Annotated in this window: 18 protein-coding genes; 12 read left to right on the top strand and 6 right to left on the bottom strand. The window is 32.2% G+C overall.

Annotated features, from left to right (window positions below; translation table 11 throughout):
- Positions 1 to 139: 139 nt before the first annotated feature.
- The 3 genes from N456_RS19600 to N456_RS19610 form a co-directional block, all read right to left on the bottom strand.
- Positions 140 to 1,156 carry a hypothetical protein gene (locus N456_RS19600; protein ID WP_062060911.1) on the bottom strand — a complete coding sequence of 339 codons (1,017 nt, stop codon included), beginning with the start codon at positions 1,154 to 1,156 and terminating at the stop codon, positions 140 to 142.
- A gap of 44 nt (positions 1,157 to 1,200) precedes the next feature.
- Positions 1,201 to 2,292, bottom strand: coding sequence for a LamG-like jellyroll fold domain-containing protein (locus tag N456_RS19605; RefSeq protein WP_062060914.1), 1,092 nt, complete (start codon positions 2,290 to 2,292; stop codon positions 1,201 to 1,203).
- A gap of 78 nt (positions 2,293 to 2,370) precedes the next feature.
- Positions 2,371 to 4,332, bottom strand: a complete 1,962-nt coding sequence (locus N456_RS19610) for an NHL repeat-containing protein (protein WP_062060916.1) — start codon at positions 4,330 to 4,332, stop codon at positions 2,371 to 2,373.
- Positions 4,333 to 5,358: 1,026 nt separating this feature from the next.
- Between N456_RS19610 and N456_RS19615 the strand changes: the two genes are divergently transcribed.
- The 7 genes from N456_RS19615 (at position 5,359) to N456_RS19645 (ending at position 10,353) form a co-directional block, all read left to right on the top strand.
- The gene (locus N456_RS19615; protein WP_062060918.1) at positions 5,359 to 6,936 is read left to right on the top strand and encodes a polymorphic toxin-type HINT domain-containing protein; all 1,578 of its coding nucleotides are present in this window, start codon (positions 5,359 to 5,361) and stop codon (positions 6,934 to 6,936) included.
- 4 nt (positions 6,937 to 6,940) lie between these two features.
- Entirely contained in the window at positions 6,941 to 7,645 is a 705-nt protein-coding gene (locus N456_RS19620; protein WP_062060921.1) for a hypothetical protein, read from the top strand.
- 90 nt (positions 7,646 to 7,735) lie between these two features.
- Positions 7,736 to 7,993 carry a hypothetical protein gene (locus tag N456_RS19625; RefSeq protein WP_062060924.1) on the top strand — a complete coding sequence of 86 codons (258 nt, stop codon included), beginning with the start codon at positions 7,736 to 7,738 and terminating at the stop codon, positions 7,991 to 7,993.
- 16 nt (positions 7,994 to 8,009) lie between these two features.
- Positions 8,010 to 8,699 (top strand): hypothetical protein, encoded by a 690-nt coding sequence (locus N456_RS19630; protein WP_062060927.1) that lies wholly within the window; start codon positions 8,010 to 8,012, stop codon positions 8,697 to 8,699.
- A gap of 89 nt (positions 8,700 to 8,788) precedes the next feature.
- Positions 8,789 to 9,055 carry a hypothetical protein gene (locus N456_RS19635; RefSeq protein WP_062060930.1) on the top strand — a complete coding sequence of 89 codons (267 nt, stop codon included), beginning with the start codon at positions 8,789 to 8,791 and terminating at the stop codon, positions 9,053 to 9,055.
- Positions 9,056 to 9,760: a hypothetical protein gene (locus N456_RS19640; RefSeq protein WP_062060933.1), complete on the top strand. Its 705-nt coding sequence runs from the start codon at positions 9,056 to 9,058 to the stop codon at positions 9,758 to 9,760.
- Between the two features lie 143 nt (positions 9,761 to 9,903).
- Positions 9,904 to 10,353 (top strand): GNAT family N-acetyltransferase, encoded by a 450-nt coding sequence (locus N456_RS19645; RefSeq protein WP_338021439.1) that lies wholly within the window; start codon positions 9,904 to 9,906, stop codon positions 10,351 to 10,353.
- A 155-nt stretch (positions 10,354 to 10,508) separates the two neighbouring features.
- Here the strand turns inward: N456_RS19645 and N456_RS19650 are convergent, their stop codons facing one another.
- The 3 genes from N456_RS19650 to N456_RS19660 form a co-directional block, all read right to left on the bottom strand.
- Complete coding sequence (locus N456_RS19650) at positions 10,509 to 11,765, bottom strand: sensor histidine kinase (protein WP_062060938.1); 1,257 nt, start codon at positions 11,763 to 11,765, stop codon at positions 10,509 to 10,511.
- Between the two features lie 71 nt (positions 11,766 to 11,836).
- Positions 11,837 to 12,580 carry a LytR/AlgR family response regulator transcription factor gene (locus N456_RS19655; protein WP_062060941.1) on the bottom strand — a complete coding sequence of 248 codons (744 nt, stop codon included), beginning with the start codon at positions 12,578 to 12,580 and terminating at the stop codon, positions 11,837 to 11,839.
- 270 nt (positions 12,581 to 12,850) lie between these two features.
- The gene (locus N456_RS19660; RefSeq protein WP_205410288.1) at positions 12,851 to 14,110 is read right to left on the bottom strand and encodes a hypothetical protein; all 1,260 of its coding nucleotides are present in this window, start codon (positions 14,108 to 14,110) and stop codon (positions 12,851 to 12,853) included.
- A 275-nt stretch (positions 14,111 to 14,385) separates the two neighbouring features.
- Between N456_RS19660 and N456_RS19665 the strand changes: the two genes are divergently transcribed.
- From N456_RS19665 to N456_RS19685, 5 genes are all read left to right on the top strand, one after another.
- A complete protein-coding gene (locus tag N456_RS19665) occupies positions 14,386 to 15,015 on the top strand; it encodes a trimeric intracellular cation channel family protein (RefSeq protein ID WP_062060947.1) in 630 nt (209 codons plus the stop codon).
- Between the two features lie 71 nt (positions 15,016 to 15,086).
- Positions 15,087 to 16,019, top strand: a complete 933-nt coding sequence (locus N456_RS19670; protein WP_062060950.1) for a TolB-like translocation protein — start codon at positions 15,087 to 15,089, stop codon at positions 16,017 to 16,019.
- Positions 16,020 to 16,116: 97 nt separating this feature from the next.
- Entirely contained in the window at positions 16,117 to 16,497 is a 381-nt protein-coding gene (locus N456_RS19675; RefSeq protein WP_062060952.1) for a hypothetical protein, read from the top strand.
- A gap of 382 nt (positions 16,498 to 16,879) precedes the next feature.
- Positions 16,880 to 19,216 carry a TonB-dependent receptor domain-containing protein gene (locus N456_RS19680; protein ID WP_062060955.1) on the top strand — a complete coding sequence of 779 codons (2,337 nt, stop codon included), beginning with the start codon at positions 16,880 to 16,882 and terminating at the stop codon, positions 19,214 to 19,216.
- A 100-nt stretch (positions 19,217 to 19,316) separates the two neighbouring features.
- Positions 19,317 to 20,588, top strand: coding sequence for a PepSY-associated TM helix domain-containing protein (locus tag N456_RS19685; protein ID WP_062060958.1), 1,272 nt, complete (start codon positions 19,317 to 19,319; stop codon positions 20,586 to 20,588).
- Positions 20,589 to 20,592 lie beyond the last annotated feature (4 nt).

Consider the following 20,592-nt stretch of genomic DNA (forward strand, 5'->3'; position numbering starts at 1 on the left):
GATAAAAATACTCGACGTTTTTAAGAGCTATTATATTAATAATAGTATGTTACTATACAATCATTGTTTTTTTAGTATTTGTCTAAACTATTTTTAATTAAAAAAACTTATTTATGTAAGAGTTTTAAAAGCATTAGTTCTAATTTACATTTATCTTGCTTCCACAACTTTGATTAGCGGTAACAATTAAGGTACCATTACTTGCAGACGAATTTCCATCAAAGCTATAATATTGGTTTTTCTTACAATTAAAAGTGCCTCTTCCATTTGCAGAAACTCTTGATCCATTGCTAGAGCCTTCTTGATATATATAAATATCTTTTCCTGTATTATTATTAATAGTCACTTCGTTTTCAAGACTGCTTTGTCTAGCATCTGCATTTCTTTCTTTAATACGCTTATACTCTGCAGAATTATACCAATCATCTCTTTGCTTATTAATAGCTCCTATTATAAATTTTCTAATCTGATCTATATTTTCAATAAGTGCTTCATTTTTAGGAGTCTGTATCCATTTTGCATATACTTCTTGTTGTTTATTATATGCATTATCCAAATATTCCTGAAGGGTTTTATGAGGTTGCATCGCCTTCATTTTCTTAGGAGATTTCATCACTTCTTTCATCTTTTTTAATCCTCCCATTTTTTTAGCTTGATACTCTAATACAGCCTTGAGTTCATAATTATCCTTATCAACCCATTCTTTGATCACATAAATTTTACCCTCTATGAAAACCAATCGGTTTCCATCAGACAGTCTATTAATTCTAGGAGAGTACCCTATTTCTTTTTGCATTGCTGGGCTTCCTTCATAGACTTTTTGAACATAGGTTATCGGGAATGCTTCATTATCTGGTAAAAACATGGTTTCTTTATGGTCATCGGGACGATTAACATCTTCTCTAAATAACATATATACTTCCTTATGAACCCCAGGTTGAACTGTATAGTCTTTAAAATTGGTGATTTTATATAGTAATACATCCAATCCTCCTTCATAATCACCACTACTACTTTGCTGTGTTAAATACGCTGTATAATTTCCTAACTGTATCGACTCTAGTTGTTGGGTTTGATGTTTTATCTCTCCCTGTGCTTTTAGATTATGACTAAAAAACAGTATGCATACTACTGCTAATAATGTGATATTTTTCATAAAATATTTTTTAAAATTTTATATTTGATAAATAATGAGACATATTAGAAGTTATCTTCCCAAATCGCTTTTACTTCATCAACACCTAAGGTTCTGTCATAGAATGCCATATCATCAAGTATCCCAATGAATGGAACTTCGGAACACACCTCTCCATTACTGTTTAATCTATTTCCTAATCCCAAATGACTCGCTGTATCTTCTATATCAAACGGAAATGTTCCTCCACTTTCATTAGCAGTAAAAGACTCTGTTGCACCATTAAGAAAAATTTTAATTCGATCAGTACCGTCGTTTGTATCTACTGTACCATCATAATTTAATACCACATGATACCATTGATCTAACTGTACATCGGTCTCTCCTCTAAAACCTCTATAAGCATTAGTCGTATTACCGTAGTATACAGGTGCTATCTTACCATCTTTAATCCTCAGAATAAATTCCTGCTCATTCTCCCCACAGCTAGTATTTTGTGAAAGTTTTGATACTATGGTACTATTACTAACAAAGGTTGTTGGTTTCATCCAAAAAGATATTGCAAACTGCTTATCTTCTCCTGCAAAATGCATAACGTCTCCCAGACCTGCAAATACACCCGCTTCAGAAAAGTTTAGAGCTTTACCTGTTTTATCATTTCTATCATTTGCTGGAGTTAGTGCATTCATTGTACCATTGTTATTTGCTGTATCATCTACTACATCTCCCTCTAATTTATAATAACCTACTAATCCATTTTGTGGAATCTTTACATCATTAAGGGTTATAGTGATTTTAGCATTTTTTGAAGCATCACCAGTAGACACTTCCACAACAGCAGTTATAGAAGGGTTAGTTTCAAAATCGAACAACGCTTTATTTTTTACGGTAAGCTCGCCAGAAGTAGTGTTTATACTTAATGCTCCTGATGGTTTTTCGTCTTTAAGCTTAAACGTTACTTTACCCTGATTTGCAGTACCCGACACTTTGGTTATGCGTGCTCCCGATTGTGGGTTCTCATTGATAGAAACAGCTACATCCTTAGTGGATATTGTGGTAACAACAGTTACAGTAGCATCATCATCTTTGCTGCAATTGGTAAACATTAAAACAGCACTAATTGCAAATGGGATTAAAGTTTTTGATATTTTTTTCATTTTGTTTATTGTTTAAATTTTGGGTACATTATTGTTTTCTTATCCATCAACCTGAGATCAGGTTTATTCAATCTATTTCTAAGATGTTTGCTGAAAAGTTATTTTTCGAATGCTCTTATTTTTTATATCACCTACGTAAAGATTTCCAGAAGCGTCTATTGTTATACCCCCTAATTCATTAAATTTTGCCACGGTTCCATCACCATTTTGGTTACCTGCATTTCCTGATTGTCCTGCCACAGTGGTAACCTCTCCTGCAGGAGTTATTTTACGTATTGTATAGGTTTCGCTAACATATAGATTTCCAGAAGTATCTATTGTTATTCCTGTAAGATTATTAAACTTTGCTGCACTACCTGTTCCATCTGCATAACCTCTAGATGAACCTGCCAAAGTAGATACTTGACCAGAAGGGGTTATTTTTCTGATTCGATGATTACCATCTGTTACATAAAAATTACCCGAAGCATCTATAATCAAATCTTTTGGAATAGTAAATTCGGCAAAGTTTGCTCCTCCATTCATACTTCCAGCTCCATTTCCTCCAGCAAAAGTGGTTACCACTCCTGCAGGTGTAATTTTTCTGATAGCATGGTTATTACCGTCTGCTACATACAGATTTCCTGAAGCATCTATAACGATACCTGTTGGACTGGCAAAACGAGCTGCAGAGCCTGTACCATTAACCAACCCTCTATTGTTTGGAGATCCAGCAAAAGTGGTAACATCTCCTGCGGGTGTAATTTTTCTAATAACAGCTGTACCTTGATCACATACATAAAAATTACCTGAAGCATCTTTCACTATTCCCGAAGGGTTACCAAATCTAGCCGCTGTACCCATAGCATCTACTGTACCATATTGCCCACTACCTGCAAATGTACTTACTACTACTGAACCGGTTCCCTGTATCATTTTACGAATATGATTACGGTTTTTATCTGCTACATAAAAATTACCCGAAGCATCTATAATAAGATCTCTGGGGCTAAAAAGAACGTTTTTTGACGGTGATCCTACAAATGTACTTACCGTTATACCAGATGTTGTTTCTACTACATCGGTTACATTAATTTTTACACCATGCTGCAAAACTATTAGATCTCCATCGGTTACCTGTACTGTAACTGTATGACTTGTTTGGGTTTCGTAATCCAACATTTTTCCCGTTGCCAGACTTATTTCTCCTGAACTATTAATCTCAAAAAGATTACCTGGGTTATTATTAAGGGTATACATTAGAGTATCGCCATCAGGATCCGTTGCTGCTACCGTACCTATGATAACCGTATCATCGATATCTTCTGGTTGACTAAACGTATAATTCTGATCTGGGATTGTTGGTGCTTCATTTACATCGCTTACATTAATAGTAATCTGAGCAGATGCGGTAAGTGTACCATCATTTACAGTAACTGTTACCGTATGACTTGTAAGGACTTCATAATCTAAAAACCCTGATTTTAGTTTAATCTCATTACCTGTCATCTCAAACTCGGCTAAAGCTCCTGTTGAATTAGCGACAGTATAAGTTAGGTTATCGCCATCAGGATCCGTAGCAATTACAGTTCCTATCACAGTACCTAATGGTGAGTTTTCTGCTACACTAAACGTTTGGTCTGCAATTACCGGTGGCATGTTTTCATCTACATCGATAACAGTAATCGTTATTTTTGCAGCGGCTTTGGATTTACCATCGGTTACTTCTACAGTAATCTCATGAGTTGTTTTGGTTTCAAAATCTAATGTTTTTCCTGCTGCCAGGCTTAGTGCTCCTGTTTTGGTGATTTCGAATAGGTTATCACTGTTTGCTGTAATGCTATAACTTAATTCATCTTTATCTGCATCGGTAGCTTTTACAGTACCAAATATGTCTGCATCTGTTGCAGATTCTGATGCGTTAAAGGATTGCGCCTCAATCTTTGGTGCTTTATTCGTTGGTGTAGGAGTTGTTGCATCATCATCTTTGCTACAAGATAATGCTAGTATCGCTATAGATAGCAATAGTAGTTTAATTATTTTTATAGTATAGTTTCTCATTCTGGGTTACTTTTTTTGATTTTTGTATTCAATTTATAATAGGGAGTAATAGAAAAGCTAAAGGTTACCCTCTTAAATATTCTTTTTTTTAAGAACATCGTATTCTCTAGCATTTATCTAGTATTAAAACATAGGGTAAGATTTTGTTTTAGTGAAGTAATCAAACTCTGTTGTAGTATTAAAAAATGTATCACATATCATTGTAGAGATTCCATTTAGGGTAATTTTTTGTATCATACTTTTTGTTTTAGAATTTATAATTCTCAACAAGAATACAGACAACTGTGCAAAAGCATACAAATGAGTTTGTGAAACGCTATTTGAGTTTGTGAATGGAAAAAAAACGCCTAAAAAACATATAATCTATTGATAACATGAAATATAAAAAACAGAAGCCCTTTACATTTTTATAAAATTTACTCACACCCTTGCAACAGTTATTTACATTTTTGTGAAGAACTCTTGCACCCCTGTAACAGCTATTTACATTTTTGCGAAGAACTCTCGCACCTCTGCAACAGCTATTTACATTTTTGCGAAGAACTCTCGCACCCTTGCAACAGCTATTTACATTTTTGCGAAGAGCTCTCGCAGGGGTGCGAGAGCTATTTACATTGTTGATAATTAGTGTTTTGCAATAACAATGGATATCCTCTCCATAGTGCATCAAAATCTATACTAGATAGCATTAGAATAAAAGATAAAACTATAAACAACCAGAAACTAATAACTCAAAAATGATACGTAAAAACCACATAAGTTGTGTGGTTATTGATCATCGATTAAACCATGTTTTTATAATATATTTACCGACCTCGTTACCCCTTTACAATTTTAGTTAACATAAAGAATAGTAGTTAGATATAATCATAAACTAAAACCATAAACTAATCAAAGAATAAAGGATGGCATTACATAATATAAGTGTTTATATAGGCGGGAAACCACTATTACAGTATACCTATTTTAAAAGAAGTACCATTAAAGTAACACTCTCCGATAAAAATATCTTATAAAAACAGCACCATGCCACATGATTTAGAATATATCGTAAAAGACGCATTAATGATGTGTGATAAAGGAGCACTACCCGCCCCATTTACTCCCACATCTAATACCCATATAAAAATCAATAGCTGTTTAGTCACCACCAAATCCGATAAAGCCCCCATGACTAATATCCCTTCTTTTGGTGCATGCGCTGTAAAAAACGGGAACCCTTGCACACCTGCCCCAATAGATTGGACAGATACCTATAAGGTAAAAGTAAAAGGGCAAGAAACCATACTTTTTAAAAGTAAAATGCCCTGTAGTACAGGTGGTAAAATAGAATTTATTACCAGTGGACAAATACCCATACCCCCAGAAGAGTATGACAAACTCATGGAAGAACATGGAGAAGATGATGATAGTGGTTGGGGTTGGTGGGATACCGCAGAGTTAATACCCGTAGTAGGTAATATTATCGGTATGGTGCGCGAGGGAGCAAAAGGCAATTGGGGTATGGTTGCCCTTAATGCAGGGTTTTTGGTCTTAGATATTGTTACATTGGGTACAGCCTCCATTGGTACAGCTGCTGTAAAAGGAGCAATAAAAGGAGGTATAAAAGTAGCCGCTAAAAAAACAGCTCAAAAAGCATTACAAGGAGCTGTAAAATTAGGAACCAAACAAGGTCTAAAACAAGTAGGAAAAGGTTTTGCCAAAGCTGCTGCTAAAAGGGTAGATGCTATTGCTAGTCTCTCAAAAAAAGTTTGTGTCTTTGCTTGTTTTACTTCGGGTACAAAAGTTGCGATAAAAGAAGGGCATAAAAACATAGAAGATATACGAATAGGAGATCTCGTATGGGCATATAATGAAGAAACAGGAGAAAGTGACCTAAAGCCTGTAGTTACCATTATGGAAAAAGAAATTGATGCCACCATACAACTTACTTTAGGTAATGAAGTGATAGAGACCACCGCAGAACATCCATTCTATACCCAAAACGGATGGAAAGATGCCGCAGACCTTACCACTACCGATCAGGTAAAAACCAAGAATGGCAATTGGCAACGTATCGAAGCCACTAATTTTTTGTATAGCAAAAAGAAAGTCTATAACTTTGAGGTAGCAGATTGGCATACCTATTTTGTAGGGGCATGGGAGTGGTTAGTACATAATGCAAAGGTGTGTTTACACGCTCTAGCAAAGACAGGAGTAAAATATGCAAAGAACATTCTTAATGGACAGATGTTTGACAAGGCTATGCGAAAAGCATATGGAGCTGCCAATTCGCAGATTAAAATGGCGAATGGGAAGTTTCTAGATGTATTAAAAAATAACCAGATAATTTCTCATAAATTTACCCAACTATCAGACGTAACTTTTAATACCGCAAAAAAATATATCGATGAGATTGGTAGTAAATATGCTAATCAAACCACAAAAAGTAAAAAGCTGATAAAACAAGTCGAAACTAAAAAAATGAATCACATACTCGAAATCCCACCGCAGAAAAATGGGATTCCTGACGAGATTTTAAAATATGCAAAGAAGAAGGGAGTGAAAGTTAGAGAAATTAGTGGAGAAGCATTAAAACAATTTAATAAAATGAAATTCTGGTAAACAAATGAATATATATTTATATCAAAATTGGAACAGACCATATAACGAGATGCAAAGTGAAGAAGATACACTTTGGTATTATGGAGATCTATACAAACCCAAATACGACCCTAATCGTGGTGATATAAGCACCCAAAAAAAAGCTAATAAATTTTTAAAAACCTGTAAGAGTGGTGAAGAATGGGCACGATTCGCCTATGAACACGGCTTAGAATTTCAAGTTTGTAAAATGGATGGGCATTTAACAGAGTCTAATCTTGAACAAGATATTTTAAATGACATCGTAATTTCTTTTCTTGATGATGATAATGATATTTTTATGTACTATGTTTTTAGACCTCAAGAAAATGGAGATTATTTTCTTATCGGCATGAAATTTTGGGAATGGAAAGATGATAAAAAAACAGATGATGATTATACCAAAGAATGGGTCTATACCTTTGAGCCCAACGGTAACGTACAGGTAGTAGAAAGAGAAAAAGATGCAGAAGAAGAATGTGTATGGACTAGTAAAGAACCTCTAAATGTATCTAGTAACTGGGAGCCAAGACCAGAATTTGGTAACTGGGATGGCTTTTTTAAGATGAAACGTTGGGAAGAAGGAGAAATTGATGCCTTGTCACGATCACAGACACAAAAAAAATATATCTATAAAGATTTTAGTAGATTCTATAAAGATGAAGATGGTAACCTGATCGAAGATAATTAAGCATAAATCAAGAATATAATAAAGAGATAACACGCGACTACTGTTATCTCTTTTGGTTTAAAAACACAAGTATCTTGCTAGTATTAGTAGGTGTATACCCAACTATCAGAAGTAACTTTTAATACCGCAAAAAAATATATCGATGAGATCGCAAAAAAATATAAAAAAGGTAAAGCAATACAAAATACCAAACGGGCAGGTGCAAAGGAATTAGATGGAAAATATGTTTTACAAATCCCTAAACAGAATAAAGATATCCCAAAAAAGATAGTAGACTATGCTAAAAAGAAAAGGGTTGAAATTGATGAAATAAAAGATGTGACTATGGATATGCTAAAATGGTGGTAACAAATAATACGAAACTATGAAAAATTTAAAATATATATTAGAGGGCTGGAATGATGCCTATGGAGAGTTACAAAATGATGAAGACACCTTAGATTTCTATAGAACAACCTATGAGGATGAGATTGATAAAACAATCTTAGAAGAAGCACTATCTTCATTAGAGTCTTGGTCTAAGTATGCGTATAAAAACAAATTGTTGTTTCATGTAACCGCAATAATGGAGAATGACCAACCCTATGCTAATTTAATTTTTAATGAAGGACATTCTTCAGTAGAATTTATAGATGAATATAATAGAATATATTTAAGATATTCATTTGGAGGAAACCATCATCCTGAGCAACTTTTTTTAGAAAGTCTACACTATTTTATATACCCCGATAGTATTAAAGAATTTACTAATGATGATATCAGAGATGTACAATATATTTTTACCCCAGAGGGTAAATTAACAATCTGGGATCGATATCTAGAGAAGGGTAAATGGTATGAAGAAGCTAAAGAAGCAGAAGAGCCTGTTAATGTAGCTTCTAACTGGGAACCTTATCCACAATTAGGAGATTATCAGAGTATTATACGATTAGAACGCTGGGAAGATAATGAGCTAGCACAACCATGGGTAGAAAAATATATTAAAAAATATATCTATAAAGATGGTAGCAGATTCTATAAAGATGAAGATGGTAACCTGATCGAAGATAATTAAGTATAAATCAAGAATATAATAAAAGAGATAACACGACTACTGTCATCTCTTTTGGTTTAAAAACACAAGTATCTTGCTAGTATTAGTAGGTGTATACCCAACTATCAGAAGTAACTTTTAATACCGCAAAAAAATATATCGATGAGATTGGTAATAAATATGCAAATCAAGCCACTAAAAGTAGAAAATTAACAAATCAAACAAGAACTGATGATTTAAAACAAATCCTTGAAATCCCTCCGCAGAAAAATGGGATTCCTGACGAGATTTTAAAATATGCCGATAGAAAAAAGGTAGAAATACGTGAAATCAGCGGTGAGGCATTAAAACAATTTAATAAAGTTAAATTTTGGTAAATGAACATATATATATATCAAGACTGGTTTAGAGGTAAAAGAAAAATGCAAAGTAAAGAAGATACACTTTGGTATTATGGAGATCTATACAAACCCAAATACGACCCTAATCGTGGTGATATAAGCACCCAAAAAAAAGCTAATAAATTTTTAAAAACCTGCAATGATAGTGAGGAATGGGCACGATTCGCCTATGAACACGATTTAGAATTTAATGTTTGTAAAATGGATGGGCATTTAACAGAAGCATACCTATATCAAGATTTTTTAAAAGATATTGGAATTGCTTTTCTTGATGAAGATAATGATGTATTTATGATTTATACTTTCCGAAAAGAGGAAAATGGAAAATATTTTTTATTTGATATGATTTTTTGGGAATGGGCAGATAATAAAAAAACAGATGATGATTATACCAAAGAATGGATATACTCCTTTGAACCTAATGGAAACGTACAGGTAGTAGAAAGAGAAAAAGATGCAGAAGAAGAATGTGTATGGACTAGTAAAGAACCTCTAAATGTATCTAGTAATTGGGAGCCAAGACCAGAATTTGGTAACTGGGATGGCTTTTTTAAGATGAAACGTTGGGAAGAAGGAGAAATTGATGCCTTGTCACGATCACAGACACAAAAAAAATATATCTATAAAGATTTTAGCAGATTCTATAAAGATGAAGATGGTAACCTGATCGAAGATAATTAAGGATATAAATAAGCCGAGAGCAAAATCTGACAAGTGATTTAAAGTTAAAACTGGTTTCATCTACTGAAACAGAAAAATTTATTAATCTAATAATAAATTTTTCTTACTGCCTCGAAGATAATTTCTCACATCTATTAAGTTATATATTCTCAGAAAAGTGCTTTTCATATGTCAATACTATAGCAACATTAAATCAAAGTGATAATTACTTTTTGTTATACAAAAGCAATCATGAAAGCCCTATTGGTTATATAACACTACAAAATTTTCATCCTACATTGAACAGATGTGACCTCATTTTTTTTATCGACTCTAAATTTGAAAAACTTGGATATTGTACTTTAATGATCCGAGAAATTATTATTATTTGTTTTGAAAAACTCAATTTAGAAAAAATAATTGCAAAAGTAATACCATCAAATAAAGCAGCAAAAAACATCCTTGAAAAAGTTAATTTTTTGAAGGAAGCAACATTTTGCAATGAGATATTAACTTATAAGAATGAACTTAAAGATATTGAATTATATGGTTTAATTTCAGAAGATTTTGACATTGACTTTGATAATAGTCCTAATAAAACATTTTCTATTTGATGTGAATTCAATCTAACAAGAGATATTTATAAGTATCGAAAAAGTAAAACATTTTGTAAATAAAAATTTTAATTAAATAACATATATAACTCACTTAATAACATCACCATACAAAATAAAAAAGAGTATTGTTCTTCTACTCATATACACTTCTATTAATATTCCTTTTTATACGGCATTCTTATTTCTACCTTCGTACCCATTGCAAGCGCATCATCATATAAATCAAACACCTGATACCCTACATCTTTACCATATTGTTCTTTTAGGATTTCTAATCGCTGTTCTATGGCTTCTAAGGCAAAAGACTCATGATATCCTCCTTGTCTTTGTTGAATTTTCTTTGCTTCCTTTCTTCCAATACCATTATCGGTAACTGTACATAAAAGATGGTCTGTAAATGTAAAATCTATTGTGAGTTGCTTTTTACCTGATTTATGTAGTAACCCATGTATTAATGCATTTTCTATAAAAGGTTGTACAATTAATGACGGAACAGATAAACCTTCTGTATTAATATGCTGTATCGTATATGTAAGATCATCTTCAAATCTTAATTTCTCTAACTGAAGATAAATTTCTAAAAACTCTAACTCTTTTTCTATAGCAATAAAATTTTTGTTAGAATAGTTTAAGGTATTTCTAACCAATTGCGAGAACAATACTACATAATCGTATGATGAATCTGTATTTTGCTGAAGAATTAAGTCCTGTATCGAATTAAGAGAATTAAATATAAAATGGGGATTCATTTGTGATTTTAATGACTTAAGTTCTAAAAATGCCAACTCATTCTTTTTACTTAGCTCTAATTCTTTATAAGCGGCTTCAAGAGCTTGCTTACTTTTATTTAATTCAATTTCTTTTTTTCTATTTAATGATTGCGAATAATTTAGGATCACATAAGTAGCTATAAAAATGGCCAATATATAAATTGGATTCATCATTTTTTCTGGATACAACTCTGCAGTCGTTATAAGAGGGATACAATGTAACAACCAACAAAGTATCATTATGGATAAGGTTATCCACTTTTTATCGATTAACACAAGAGCTACCAAAGGGTATATAAAGTAAAAGCTCTCCATTAAACGAGAGGGTTCATAAAAATATGCAAAAACAAATGTGACAAAAATTATTACTAAAATAAACAAGACACGAGCAAACAACAACTTTTTATGTTTTTGTAAAAAAAACACACAACCAATTACCAAAATAGAAAAGAGATGCACTTTAAAATTATCTAAAAAACTTCTAGAAAAAAAAATGTCTGCTGTTATAAAAAAGAGAAGAAATACAAACCATGTTAAACCAAAGGCATTTAACAATCGTATCCTCTTATGTTCTGTTTTATTATCTGCATACACGCCAGTATTTATAAATTGTTTGTACCGTTTTTTTATTTTGATCATTTATTTATATTTATCTTTTTTTAATAAAAAATGCTTAAATCAACTAGTGTATTAAATTACATTTTGAGCATTTATCTAATAACATTTTCAAAGGCACTAAAACGAGTTCTTGATATTTTGGCTGTTATATTTTGTGCTAATTGTATGGTTAAACTCGATTTATTAACGATTTCAATATATTTTAAATTTATAATCCATGTTCTATGCGAGCGAAAAAAAGAAGTGTCTTCGGGAAGCAAGTTTTCAAAGTATTTTAGATTCTTGCTTGTCGTTACAGGATTACTTTCTGTTGTATACATCTTGCTATACGATCCATCTGCTTCTATAGCAATTATGCTATTAATGGCTATAATACGTCTATTTCCTAATTCAGGAAGTATAATCTGCTTGTACTCTTTTTCTTTTATAGTATTTAATAATATGCGGTAGTCCTCGATCTTTTTTTGCTTTTCTATTTTACTTTGCAGTTTTTCTACGGCTTCTATTAATCGTTTTCTATCTATTGGTTTTACCAGATAATCTATAGCCGATAGTTCAAAAGCTTTTATAGCATACTCATCAAAAGCAGTTACAAAAATGATTTCAAAATTCATTTCTTCAAAGAAATTTGCGATCTCATATCCTGCATAATTTGGCATCTGTACATCTAAAAAAACAACATCGGGTTGCAACTCTTTAATCTTTATAACAGCATCTTCAAGACAACTGCATTGCGCAAGAATATCGATATGCAAACTACAACGTTTTATCAAATTTGATAAAACATTCCTTGCTCTTTGCTCATCATCTACTAATATTGCTTTAATTACATTCATATAATAAAAATAAAGTATTTATTATTAGTGGTTATAAAACAGTTTACGAATCTCAATTTGAGTTTATGAATAGCAAAGATCATTATACATAAATGTTTCTTTTTTACTTAGAAAATAAGGCGGTTTATCAAATCGCTTTCACTTTGACTACGCTCAGTGACCGCTATACTTTATTCTTATTCAAATTCTCTTACTCCGAGGACTGCGCAAAGCCGAAGTCTAGTGCTCTAAAAACTATAGAATCTTAACTAAACGGCATTGCTATGATAATTAATTAGTATACGTACATTCTAAAATATTCTGACCAGGAACAATACCTTCTGTAAAAACTTTTTGATAACCACTACCATTATATTGTTGTGCAAATGTTGCATGATGAAAACTGCATTTACCATCTTTGCGTTTCATAACAATAACACCAGAAATTCGTCTACCCAACTGTGCCCCTGTTAGTGCATTTCTATAAATACTCCAATCATTACTTGTAAAATAGGCTTTAGTAATCGTTTCTTCCCAGTTATATTGATTTGCCCAGGATTTTGCAGCTATTGTAGCTTGCTTTTCTAAATCTGCATTGCTTACCCCTTTTGCTGGTAACCTTCTGCTTTTTATATCTTTTGCTACTTTGGCTGCATAGGTCTTTTCGGTGTACTCTTTTGCTTTTAATGACCAACCTGCCAGTTTTGTATCTATTTTATCCTGAGCTTCTTTACTCACCAATAAATTTCGTATTACTTTTTGATCTTTATGGAAGTAGTTAAATTTTTCATGGGCACCCCATGTAGATTTCCCTAAACCACTTCCTGAACTATATCTCCCCCATATAATAGAAAGTGGGCTTTCTACAAACATATATTCTCGTCTATTACCTCCAACATCATAAACATCAACCTCTAAAACCTTACTCAATTCTGCCATATAGCTATAACGCTCACCATAACCATTAGGAAAATTAAGACGTATCTCTTTTCCTTTTGTAATGTCTATAGTAACAGAATTAAATGACTCTCCATTATGTAGTTCTTTTCCCGCTGGATAATACAAGTTACTTTTACTATCTACGGCTTGTGCGCCAACTCCTCCTGTCATAATTTGTTTTGAAAAGTTTATCGCCCAAGCCTCTACTTTATTTTTAGTCATACCGGCAACTTTAGCTTTATCTGTGCTAAAAAAATTAGCATATAAAAAAGTCTCCCAAATTCCTTCTCCTATAGCTACCGCTGGCGTTTGGGGAGCTACAGCTACATAACTATTTTCATCATATGGAATCACATAAATACCCGATCCACCATAAATAAGTTTGCCTGATGCTTTACTAGCCTCTAGATTATGAACGAAAGCTGCTGGTACACACCGTTTACAAGAAGCCATTGCTAATATCTTTACTCCATTGTTTTCTCCAATTTGTAAAATTTGTTGTTTTTGACCATCTCGGGAAGGTTCTAATAAATGAACCACTTGATCTTGTGCATTAAGTTGATTACAAAGTATAAAACTTAATGCTAGTAATGTATGTAGGTAGTTTTTCATTTTCATAATATACGGTTTAAATAGGCTATTAGATTTATTAAGTTTTTAATAAATATATGTAGTTCATTATTAGTATATATAAAGCAGTTTGTGAATGGCAATTTGAGTTTATGAACCACATTGCTAAAATTACTTCATAGAGGACAGCTATTTTTCTTTATATGATAGTACACCTCATTTGAATATTTTAAAATTAAATTAGATAGCTTACATTTAACCCCAAATTATTTATTTAATGACATTGATAATTTGGGTTTAACTACAAAATAAATAAAATGACCATTTTTACCATTCTAGATATTTTAGGAACTATTGCATTTGTTATATCGGGGGCGCTAAGTGCAATGAATCGAAAGTTAGATCTCTTTGGTATTTTTATTATTGCATTTGTTACCTCTATTGGTGGAGGTACTATTAGAGATATACTCATTGGTAATACTCCTGTATCCTGGATGCAAAACACTACTACTATGTATCTAATAGGTGGAGTTACTGTATTCTCTATAATTTTTAGAAACAAACTTGATTATCTCAAAGGATCAATTTTCTTATTTGATACCATTGGACTGGGAATTTTTACAATTATAGGAGTAGAAACAGGAATCAATGCAGGATTAGAACCCATTATATCAATCGCATTAGGTACAACAACAGGATGTTTTGGAGGAGTAATCCGTGATATCTTATGTAATGAAATACCTGTTATTTTTAGAAAAGAGATTTATGCTACAGCTTCTATTGCTGGGGGGATTTGTTTTATGATCTTATATTCATTTTCTATAGATCAGAATATTATATATATTTCTACCGCACTACTCATCATTCTAATTCGTTTATTGGTTGTAAAATATAAAGTCTCTCTTCCATTATTCACAACCAAAAATCCGAATGATACAATCGTATAATTTTATAAAAACCTTAATACCTAAATTAAATCAAAATATTTATATTTCTTGATTATCAATACCATATAAACATGAAAGAAATTATACTATTTCTAGTACTTATTACATCACAGTTCACTATTAGTCAAGAAAAAAGCGATATTCACCCAGTATTAAAAAAAATAATGGTGCAATTTCCTACTGTAAGGGATTTTACAATAGCTCCAACTGAGGATGAAGCTTATTTTACAGTACAAGGCTACTCAGGAGAACTTTCTACTATTGTAAAAGTGTCTAAAAAAGATACAACTTGGTCTACACCAGAGGTAGCACCTTTTTCTGGTAGATTTACAGACCTAGAAGCCATGTTCTCTCCTGATGGATTAAAATTATTTTTTGTATCCAATCGCCCTCTTAATACTACTAGTACAGAAGTAAAAGATCATGATATCTGGTATATAGAGAGATCAGATCCTAATGCTAAATGGTCTACTCCTAAGAATATAGGAAAACCAATTAATACCGATGGAGATGAATTCTACCCTTCTATTGCTATGAATGGCAACTTATATTTTACCAGTACAGCTAATACATCCAAAGGAAAAGATGATATTTTTATGAGTCAATGGAAAAATAATATATATACCAATCCTATTTCTTTAAGCGAAGCCATTAATTCTAAAGGATATGAATACAATTCTTATATCGCACCAGACGAATCTTTTTTAATCTTTGGAGGATACAAACGAAAAGATGGTATGGGTAGTGGAGATTTATATATATCATATCGAGATACTCTAGGAGTTTGGTCTAAAGCTAAAAATCTAAGCTCAAAAATCAACTCTGATAAAATGGACTATTGTCCATTCTATGATATTAAAACACAAACCTTATACTTTACCAGTAAAAGAAACCTGATAAAAACCAACAATTATCAGTCTAAGAATCTAAAACAACTACTAGAAACAATGAATTCTTATAAAAATGGATTAAGTAGAATCTATAGTACTTCTATAAAACTATAGTTACAAAAAACATTCTATATTAACACTACCTTTTTACGTTAATAACGTACATAGAATAATTCTAATTCGTATTTTTGCCAAAAATTAGTACGTGCTGATGAGAATTGTATTCTCTATATTATTATTTGTAACTTTTGCTATACGACCCGCTATACAAATCAGTACGGTATTGTATTATCAATGTAATATTGATACTATTGTAGAAAAGTATTGTGTCAATAAAAAACGACCTAGACTTAATTGTAATGGTAAATGCTATTTGATGAGTCAGATGAAAGCTAAAACACAATCCTCCTCAAAAAGCAGTGATAGTATAATCATTACAGAAGCATTTATCCCTCTTTTTTTTCAGGATAATAGCATACAAATAAGTAATACAAATCTAACAGTTTTTAATACTAATCAAAATTGGAAGTTAAAAAACCTCCGAGTAAAAACTATTTCTAAAGATATTGATCACCCTCCACAATTTATATAAATCCATATTTAGATGATAAATCTTCCTTATCAATAACTATTGATATAGGGAACATATCTTGTACTATATAGAATTTGATTTCTAAAGGATAAACTATTGTTTACTGTTCAATTTAATATCTACATAGTCACATCTAAACATTTTTAAAAGGAATCGTTTACCTATTCAAATAGATTCAAAAGTATCTCTATACTATCTAGTTTTTTTACTAGTATATATTCTCTTATATAGCAATTATTATATAAGAGGATATATAATGCTATCAAAAAGAAATGACTACGATTATAGCACTTTAACATCTATCTGACACCTAGCTATGTATTACTATACGCTAATAGCTACCAAACATCCCTTTCTAGTATTTACATATTAAAATTAAGTAATGAAAAAATATATTGTACTCGTACTATCATTATGCACGAGTTTATTAAGCTACGCACAGCAATCCTATACAGGAACAATTGTAGATGATTCTAACACCCCAATATCAGGAGCAACTATTATTGATTCTAATAATAGTAGAAATGGCGTAATGAGTGATGAAAAAGGAAATTATGAAATCATTCTAAACAACACTACAGAAGTTACCATCAAATTTTTAGGATATATCACTAAAAAAGTAAACCTAATAAATACAAATACTATTAGCAAACTAAGCATAGATAATGTAGCCTTAGAAGAAGTTTTAGTAACCTCTGCCAGTCGAGAAATCCAAAAACGCTCTGAGGTACCTGGATCTATCGCTACAATTAATGCAAAAGGCATACAAGAAACCAAAGCTTTTGGTATTGATCAATTGGTAAATCAAGTCCCTGGAGTATTTATGGCTACCTCTAGAGCCGCCAGTAATGAGCAACATTTTATGTCTGTACGCTCCCCTATCTCTACAAAGGCATTATTTCTATATCTCGAAGATGGTTTACAAATCCGACCTACTTCAGTTTTTAATCATAATGCACTATTAGAAATGAATACGACCTCTTTTGAACGTATCGAAGTATTAAAAGGTCCTGCTTCTAGTATCTATGGTAGTGAAGCCATTGGAGGTAGTTTTAATTTTATAACCAAAAAACCTACAGAAAAGCTTAGTGGTAGTATTGGTTACCAAACTAATGATCTTGGAATAGATCGATATGATGTAGAAATCTCTGATCAAACCAGTGAGAAATTTGGGTTTTATATCGGTGGTCATCATGTACAACGAGAAAATGGACCGATAGCACATAGTGACTATGAGAAACTTGCTGTCACTTTTAAAACAGTTTACGACATCACTCCATCTACAAAATGGACTTCGGTAATAGATATCATAGACTTTAGATCAGATATGTCGGGATCTTTAAGTAAGAATGATTATGAAAAAGGAAATTATGAAAGTGACCAAACTTTTACTGAGCGAGAAGCAATCTCATTTAGAGCTAGAACTACTGTAGATCAGCTATGGAATGACAATCATAAAACATCATTCAATTTCGTCTTTAGAAATAATAGAATGGATCAGATCCCTTCATATAGAGTACGTCAGTTTAGAAACAAAGGAAAATTAACAGGATTTGGTTCTGGAGAAATAAACTCTAATAGATTCCAAAGTTTTGTAGGGCTAATACAGCATAAATTAGATTTTGATTTTGCAAACTCATCATTAATTATAGGAGCTACCGCAGATTATTCCCCACAAGATTATGAAGCCGAAACAATAACCGTTACTGTTGATACCGAAACAGGAAGAAACTCTAATTATACTGTAAACTCTGGAAACTTCATTCTTAATTATGAAGCCAATATACTTAACTATGCAGGCTTTTTTCAGTATGAAATATCTCCTATTACTGCTCTAAAAATTACTACAGCCTTGCGTTATGATAGTTTTGAGTATGATTATGATAACCAAAAAGATGGAATTAATAGCGTTGATGATACTATTGATACCTACACAAACTTAACTCCTAAGTTAGGAGTTAATTATAATTTTACAACTACAACTGGGGTATATGCAAACTATTCACAGGGGTTTACTCCTCCTCAGGTCTCTACACTATACCGTAATAGAAATGCACTACGAGGAATTACACCTAGTCGTTATCATAATTACGAAATTGGAGGATACTTTAATATTGCTTCTAAATTAAAATTAGATGCTGCCATCTATCTTCTTGAAGGCGAAAATACCTTGATTACACAACGAGATGAGAACGATAATTTCTTTAATACTAATGCCGGAAAAACAAGATCTTATGGTATTGAATATGGAATAACATGGAAACCGTTAAAAGAACTATCAATAACCCATAATGGCAGTTATGCACAGCACCGGTACATTAAGTTTTTTGATAAGGGTGTAGATTACTCTGATACTGATAGAGCAACAGCTCCAAATTTATTAGGAACTTCTTTAATTACCTATAAAAAAGAGTTTACTACTAATTTTGGATTTAGTATTACTGCAGAACATGAATTGGTAGGCACTTACAATACTAGCTTAGAAAAACAAGTAAAAAATGAAGATGGTACATCTAGTACAGCTACATATGACGGTCATAACATTTTTAATCTAAGAGCTGGGATATACTATAAAGGTTTTGAAATATGGGGGCATGCACTTAATGTATTTGATAAACTATATGCTGCAAGAGCTTCCTTTAATCGATTTAGAGGAGAAAATAGTTTTACAATAGGCAACCCTAGAGCTTTTCACTTAGGAGTTAAATATAATTTTTAACAACCAGATTTCGCAGGTTGCATACAACCTGCGAAATCTAACTGTATTTAAAGTATAGTCCTTATAAAAACAAGAGTATTTAATCTAAAAAATTATTCGTGTGAAAAAGAATGAAAAACTGAATAAATGGCTTTGGAAATGGCACTTTATCGCTGGTCTAATATCGCTTCCTTTTATACTAGTATTATCAATAACAGGGGGTATATATCTGTTTAAAACAGACTATGAAAAACCTAAGCAACAGCATATAAAAGAAGTTACTATCCAAGGTACACCTATTTCATTACAAGATCAATGGGAGATTGCAAGTAAGAATACTACTAAAAAACTAAACTCGGTAGTACTGTCAACCACCCCAAATCAAGCCACTGAATTTATTTCTGGGCGTTTTGGAGGTAAAAGTAGTGTCTACATAAATCCGTATACCGGTACTGTATCAGGAAAAATCAGCTCTCGAAAAACAGATATGTTTAAAGTCAGAAAATTACACGGGGAACTACTTCTTGGTAAATTTGGAACTACAATAGTAGAACTCATAGCGAGTTGGATGGTTGTTCTAATCCTTACTGGTTTATATATCTGGTGGCCTAGTCGAGGTTGGAAACTATCTGGTTTTTTTATTCCTAGAATCAAAGAAGGAAAAAGAACTTTTTTTAGAGATCTACATTCGATTATAGGATTTTGGTTTTCTGGAGTATTACTCCTAATATTAGCCGGAGGTTTTCCTTGGACAGATGTCTTTGGAGATAATTTTAAACAAATCCAAAAAATAACAAATACAGGTTTCCCTTCTACATGGCATGCATATCAAACAACACCTCAACCCAAAGAAAAGATCTTAACTTTAGATCAAATAGCCTCTAAAGCTAAAGAACTGAATCTCCCAGGAGTTACCACAATTCATTTTCCTAAAGGGCTAAAAGGGGTTTTTAGCATCTCTAATAATAACCTATCTGAACTAAACACTCAAAAGAAAATTCATGTAGACCCATACTCTGGCAAAGAACTATTATCTCATAATTGGAGTGATATAGGAATATTAATGCGAGGAAGAATGTGGGTAATGGCTTTTCATCAAGGACAGTTTGGAGCTTGGAGCTGGTGGTTGATGCTACTTACTGCAGTAGCATTAACTATAATGTGCATCTCTGGATTAATATCCTACATAATAAGAAAACGTAAAGGAGCTTGGGGAATCCCTAATGTACCTAAGTCTTTTAAAACTGGATATGGAATTATTATCATCATAGCAATTTTAGGAATCATATTTCCTTTATTCGGGATGAGTATACTTCCCATATTCTGTATCGAATACCTGAGGAAGAAAAAAAGAATCAAAAAAGAATTCTATCAACATAATATTTATAATTAATAAA

The organism is Aquimarina longa SW024, assembly GCF_001401755.1.
Classification (GTDB): Bacteria; Bacteroidota; Bacteroidia; order Flavobacteriales; family Flavobacteriaceae; genus Aquimarina; species Aquimarina longa.

What these genes read in the sequence shown, in the direction of transcription:
- N456_RS19600 (WP_062060911.1), bottom strand. Translation starts at nt 1,156, where the DNA reads ATGAAAAATATCACATTATTAGCAGTAGTATGCATACTGTTTTTTAGT.
- N456_RS19605 (WP_062060914.1), bottom strand. Translation starts at nt 2,292, where the DNA reads ATGAAAAAAATATCAAAAACTTTAATCCCATTTGCAATTAGTGCTGTT.
- N456_RS19610 (WP_062060916.1), bottom strand. Translation starts at nt 4,332, where the DNA reads ATGAGAAACTATACTATAAAAATAATTAAACTACTATTGCTATCTATA.
- N456_RS19615 (WP_062060918.1), top strand. Translation starts at nt 5,359, where the DNA reads ATGCCACATGATTTAGAATATATCGTAAAAGACGCATTAATGATGTGT.
- N456_RS19620 (WP_062060921.1), top strand. Translation starts at nt 6,941, where the DNA reads ATGAATATATATTTATATCAAAATTGGAACAGACCATATAACGAGATG.
- N456_RS19630 (WP_062060927.1), top strand. Translation starts at nt 8,010, where the DNA reads ATGAAAAATTTAAAATATATATTAGAGGGCTGGAATGATGCCTATGGA.
- N456_RS19640 (WP_062060933.1), top strand. Translation starts at nt 9,056, where the DNA reads ATGAACATATATATATATCAAGACTGGTTTAGAGGTAAAAGAAAAATG.
- N456_RS19650 (WP_062060938.1), bottom strand. Translation starts at nt 11,765, where the DNA reads ATGATCAAAATAAAAAAACGGTACAAACAATTTATAAATACTGGCGTG.
- N456_RS19655 (WP_062060941.1), bottom strand. Translation starts at nt 12,580, where the DNA reads ATGAATGTAATTAAAGCAATATTAGTAGATGATGAGCAAAGAGCAAGG.
- N456_RS19660 (WP_205410288.1), bottom strand. Translation starts at nt 14,110, where the DNA reads ATGAAAAACTACCTACATACATTACTAGCATTAAGTTTTATACTTTGT.
- N456_RS19665 (WP_062060947.1), top strand. Translation starts at nt 14,386, where the DNA reads ATGACCATTTTTACCATTCTAGATATTTTAGGAACTATTGCATTTGTT.
- N456_RS19670 (WP_062060950.1), top strand. Translation starts at nt 15,087, where the DNA reads ATGAAAGAAATTATACTATTTCTAGTACTTATTACATCACAGTTCACT.
- N456_RS19675 (WP_062060952.1), top strand. Translation starts at nt 16,117, where the DNA reads ATGAGAATTGTATTCTCTATATTATTATTTGTAACTTTTGCTATACGA.
- N456_RS19680 (WP_062060955.1), top strand. Translation starts at nt 16,880, where the DNA reads ATGAAAAAATATATTGTACTCGTACTATCATTATGCACGAGTTTATTA.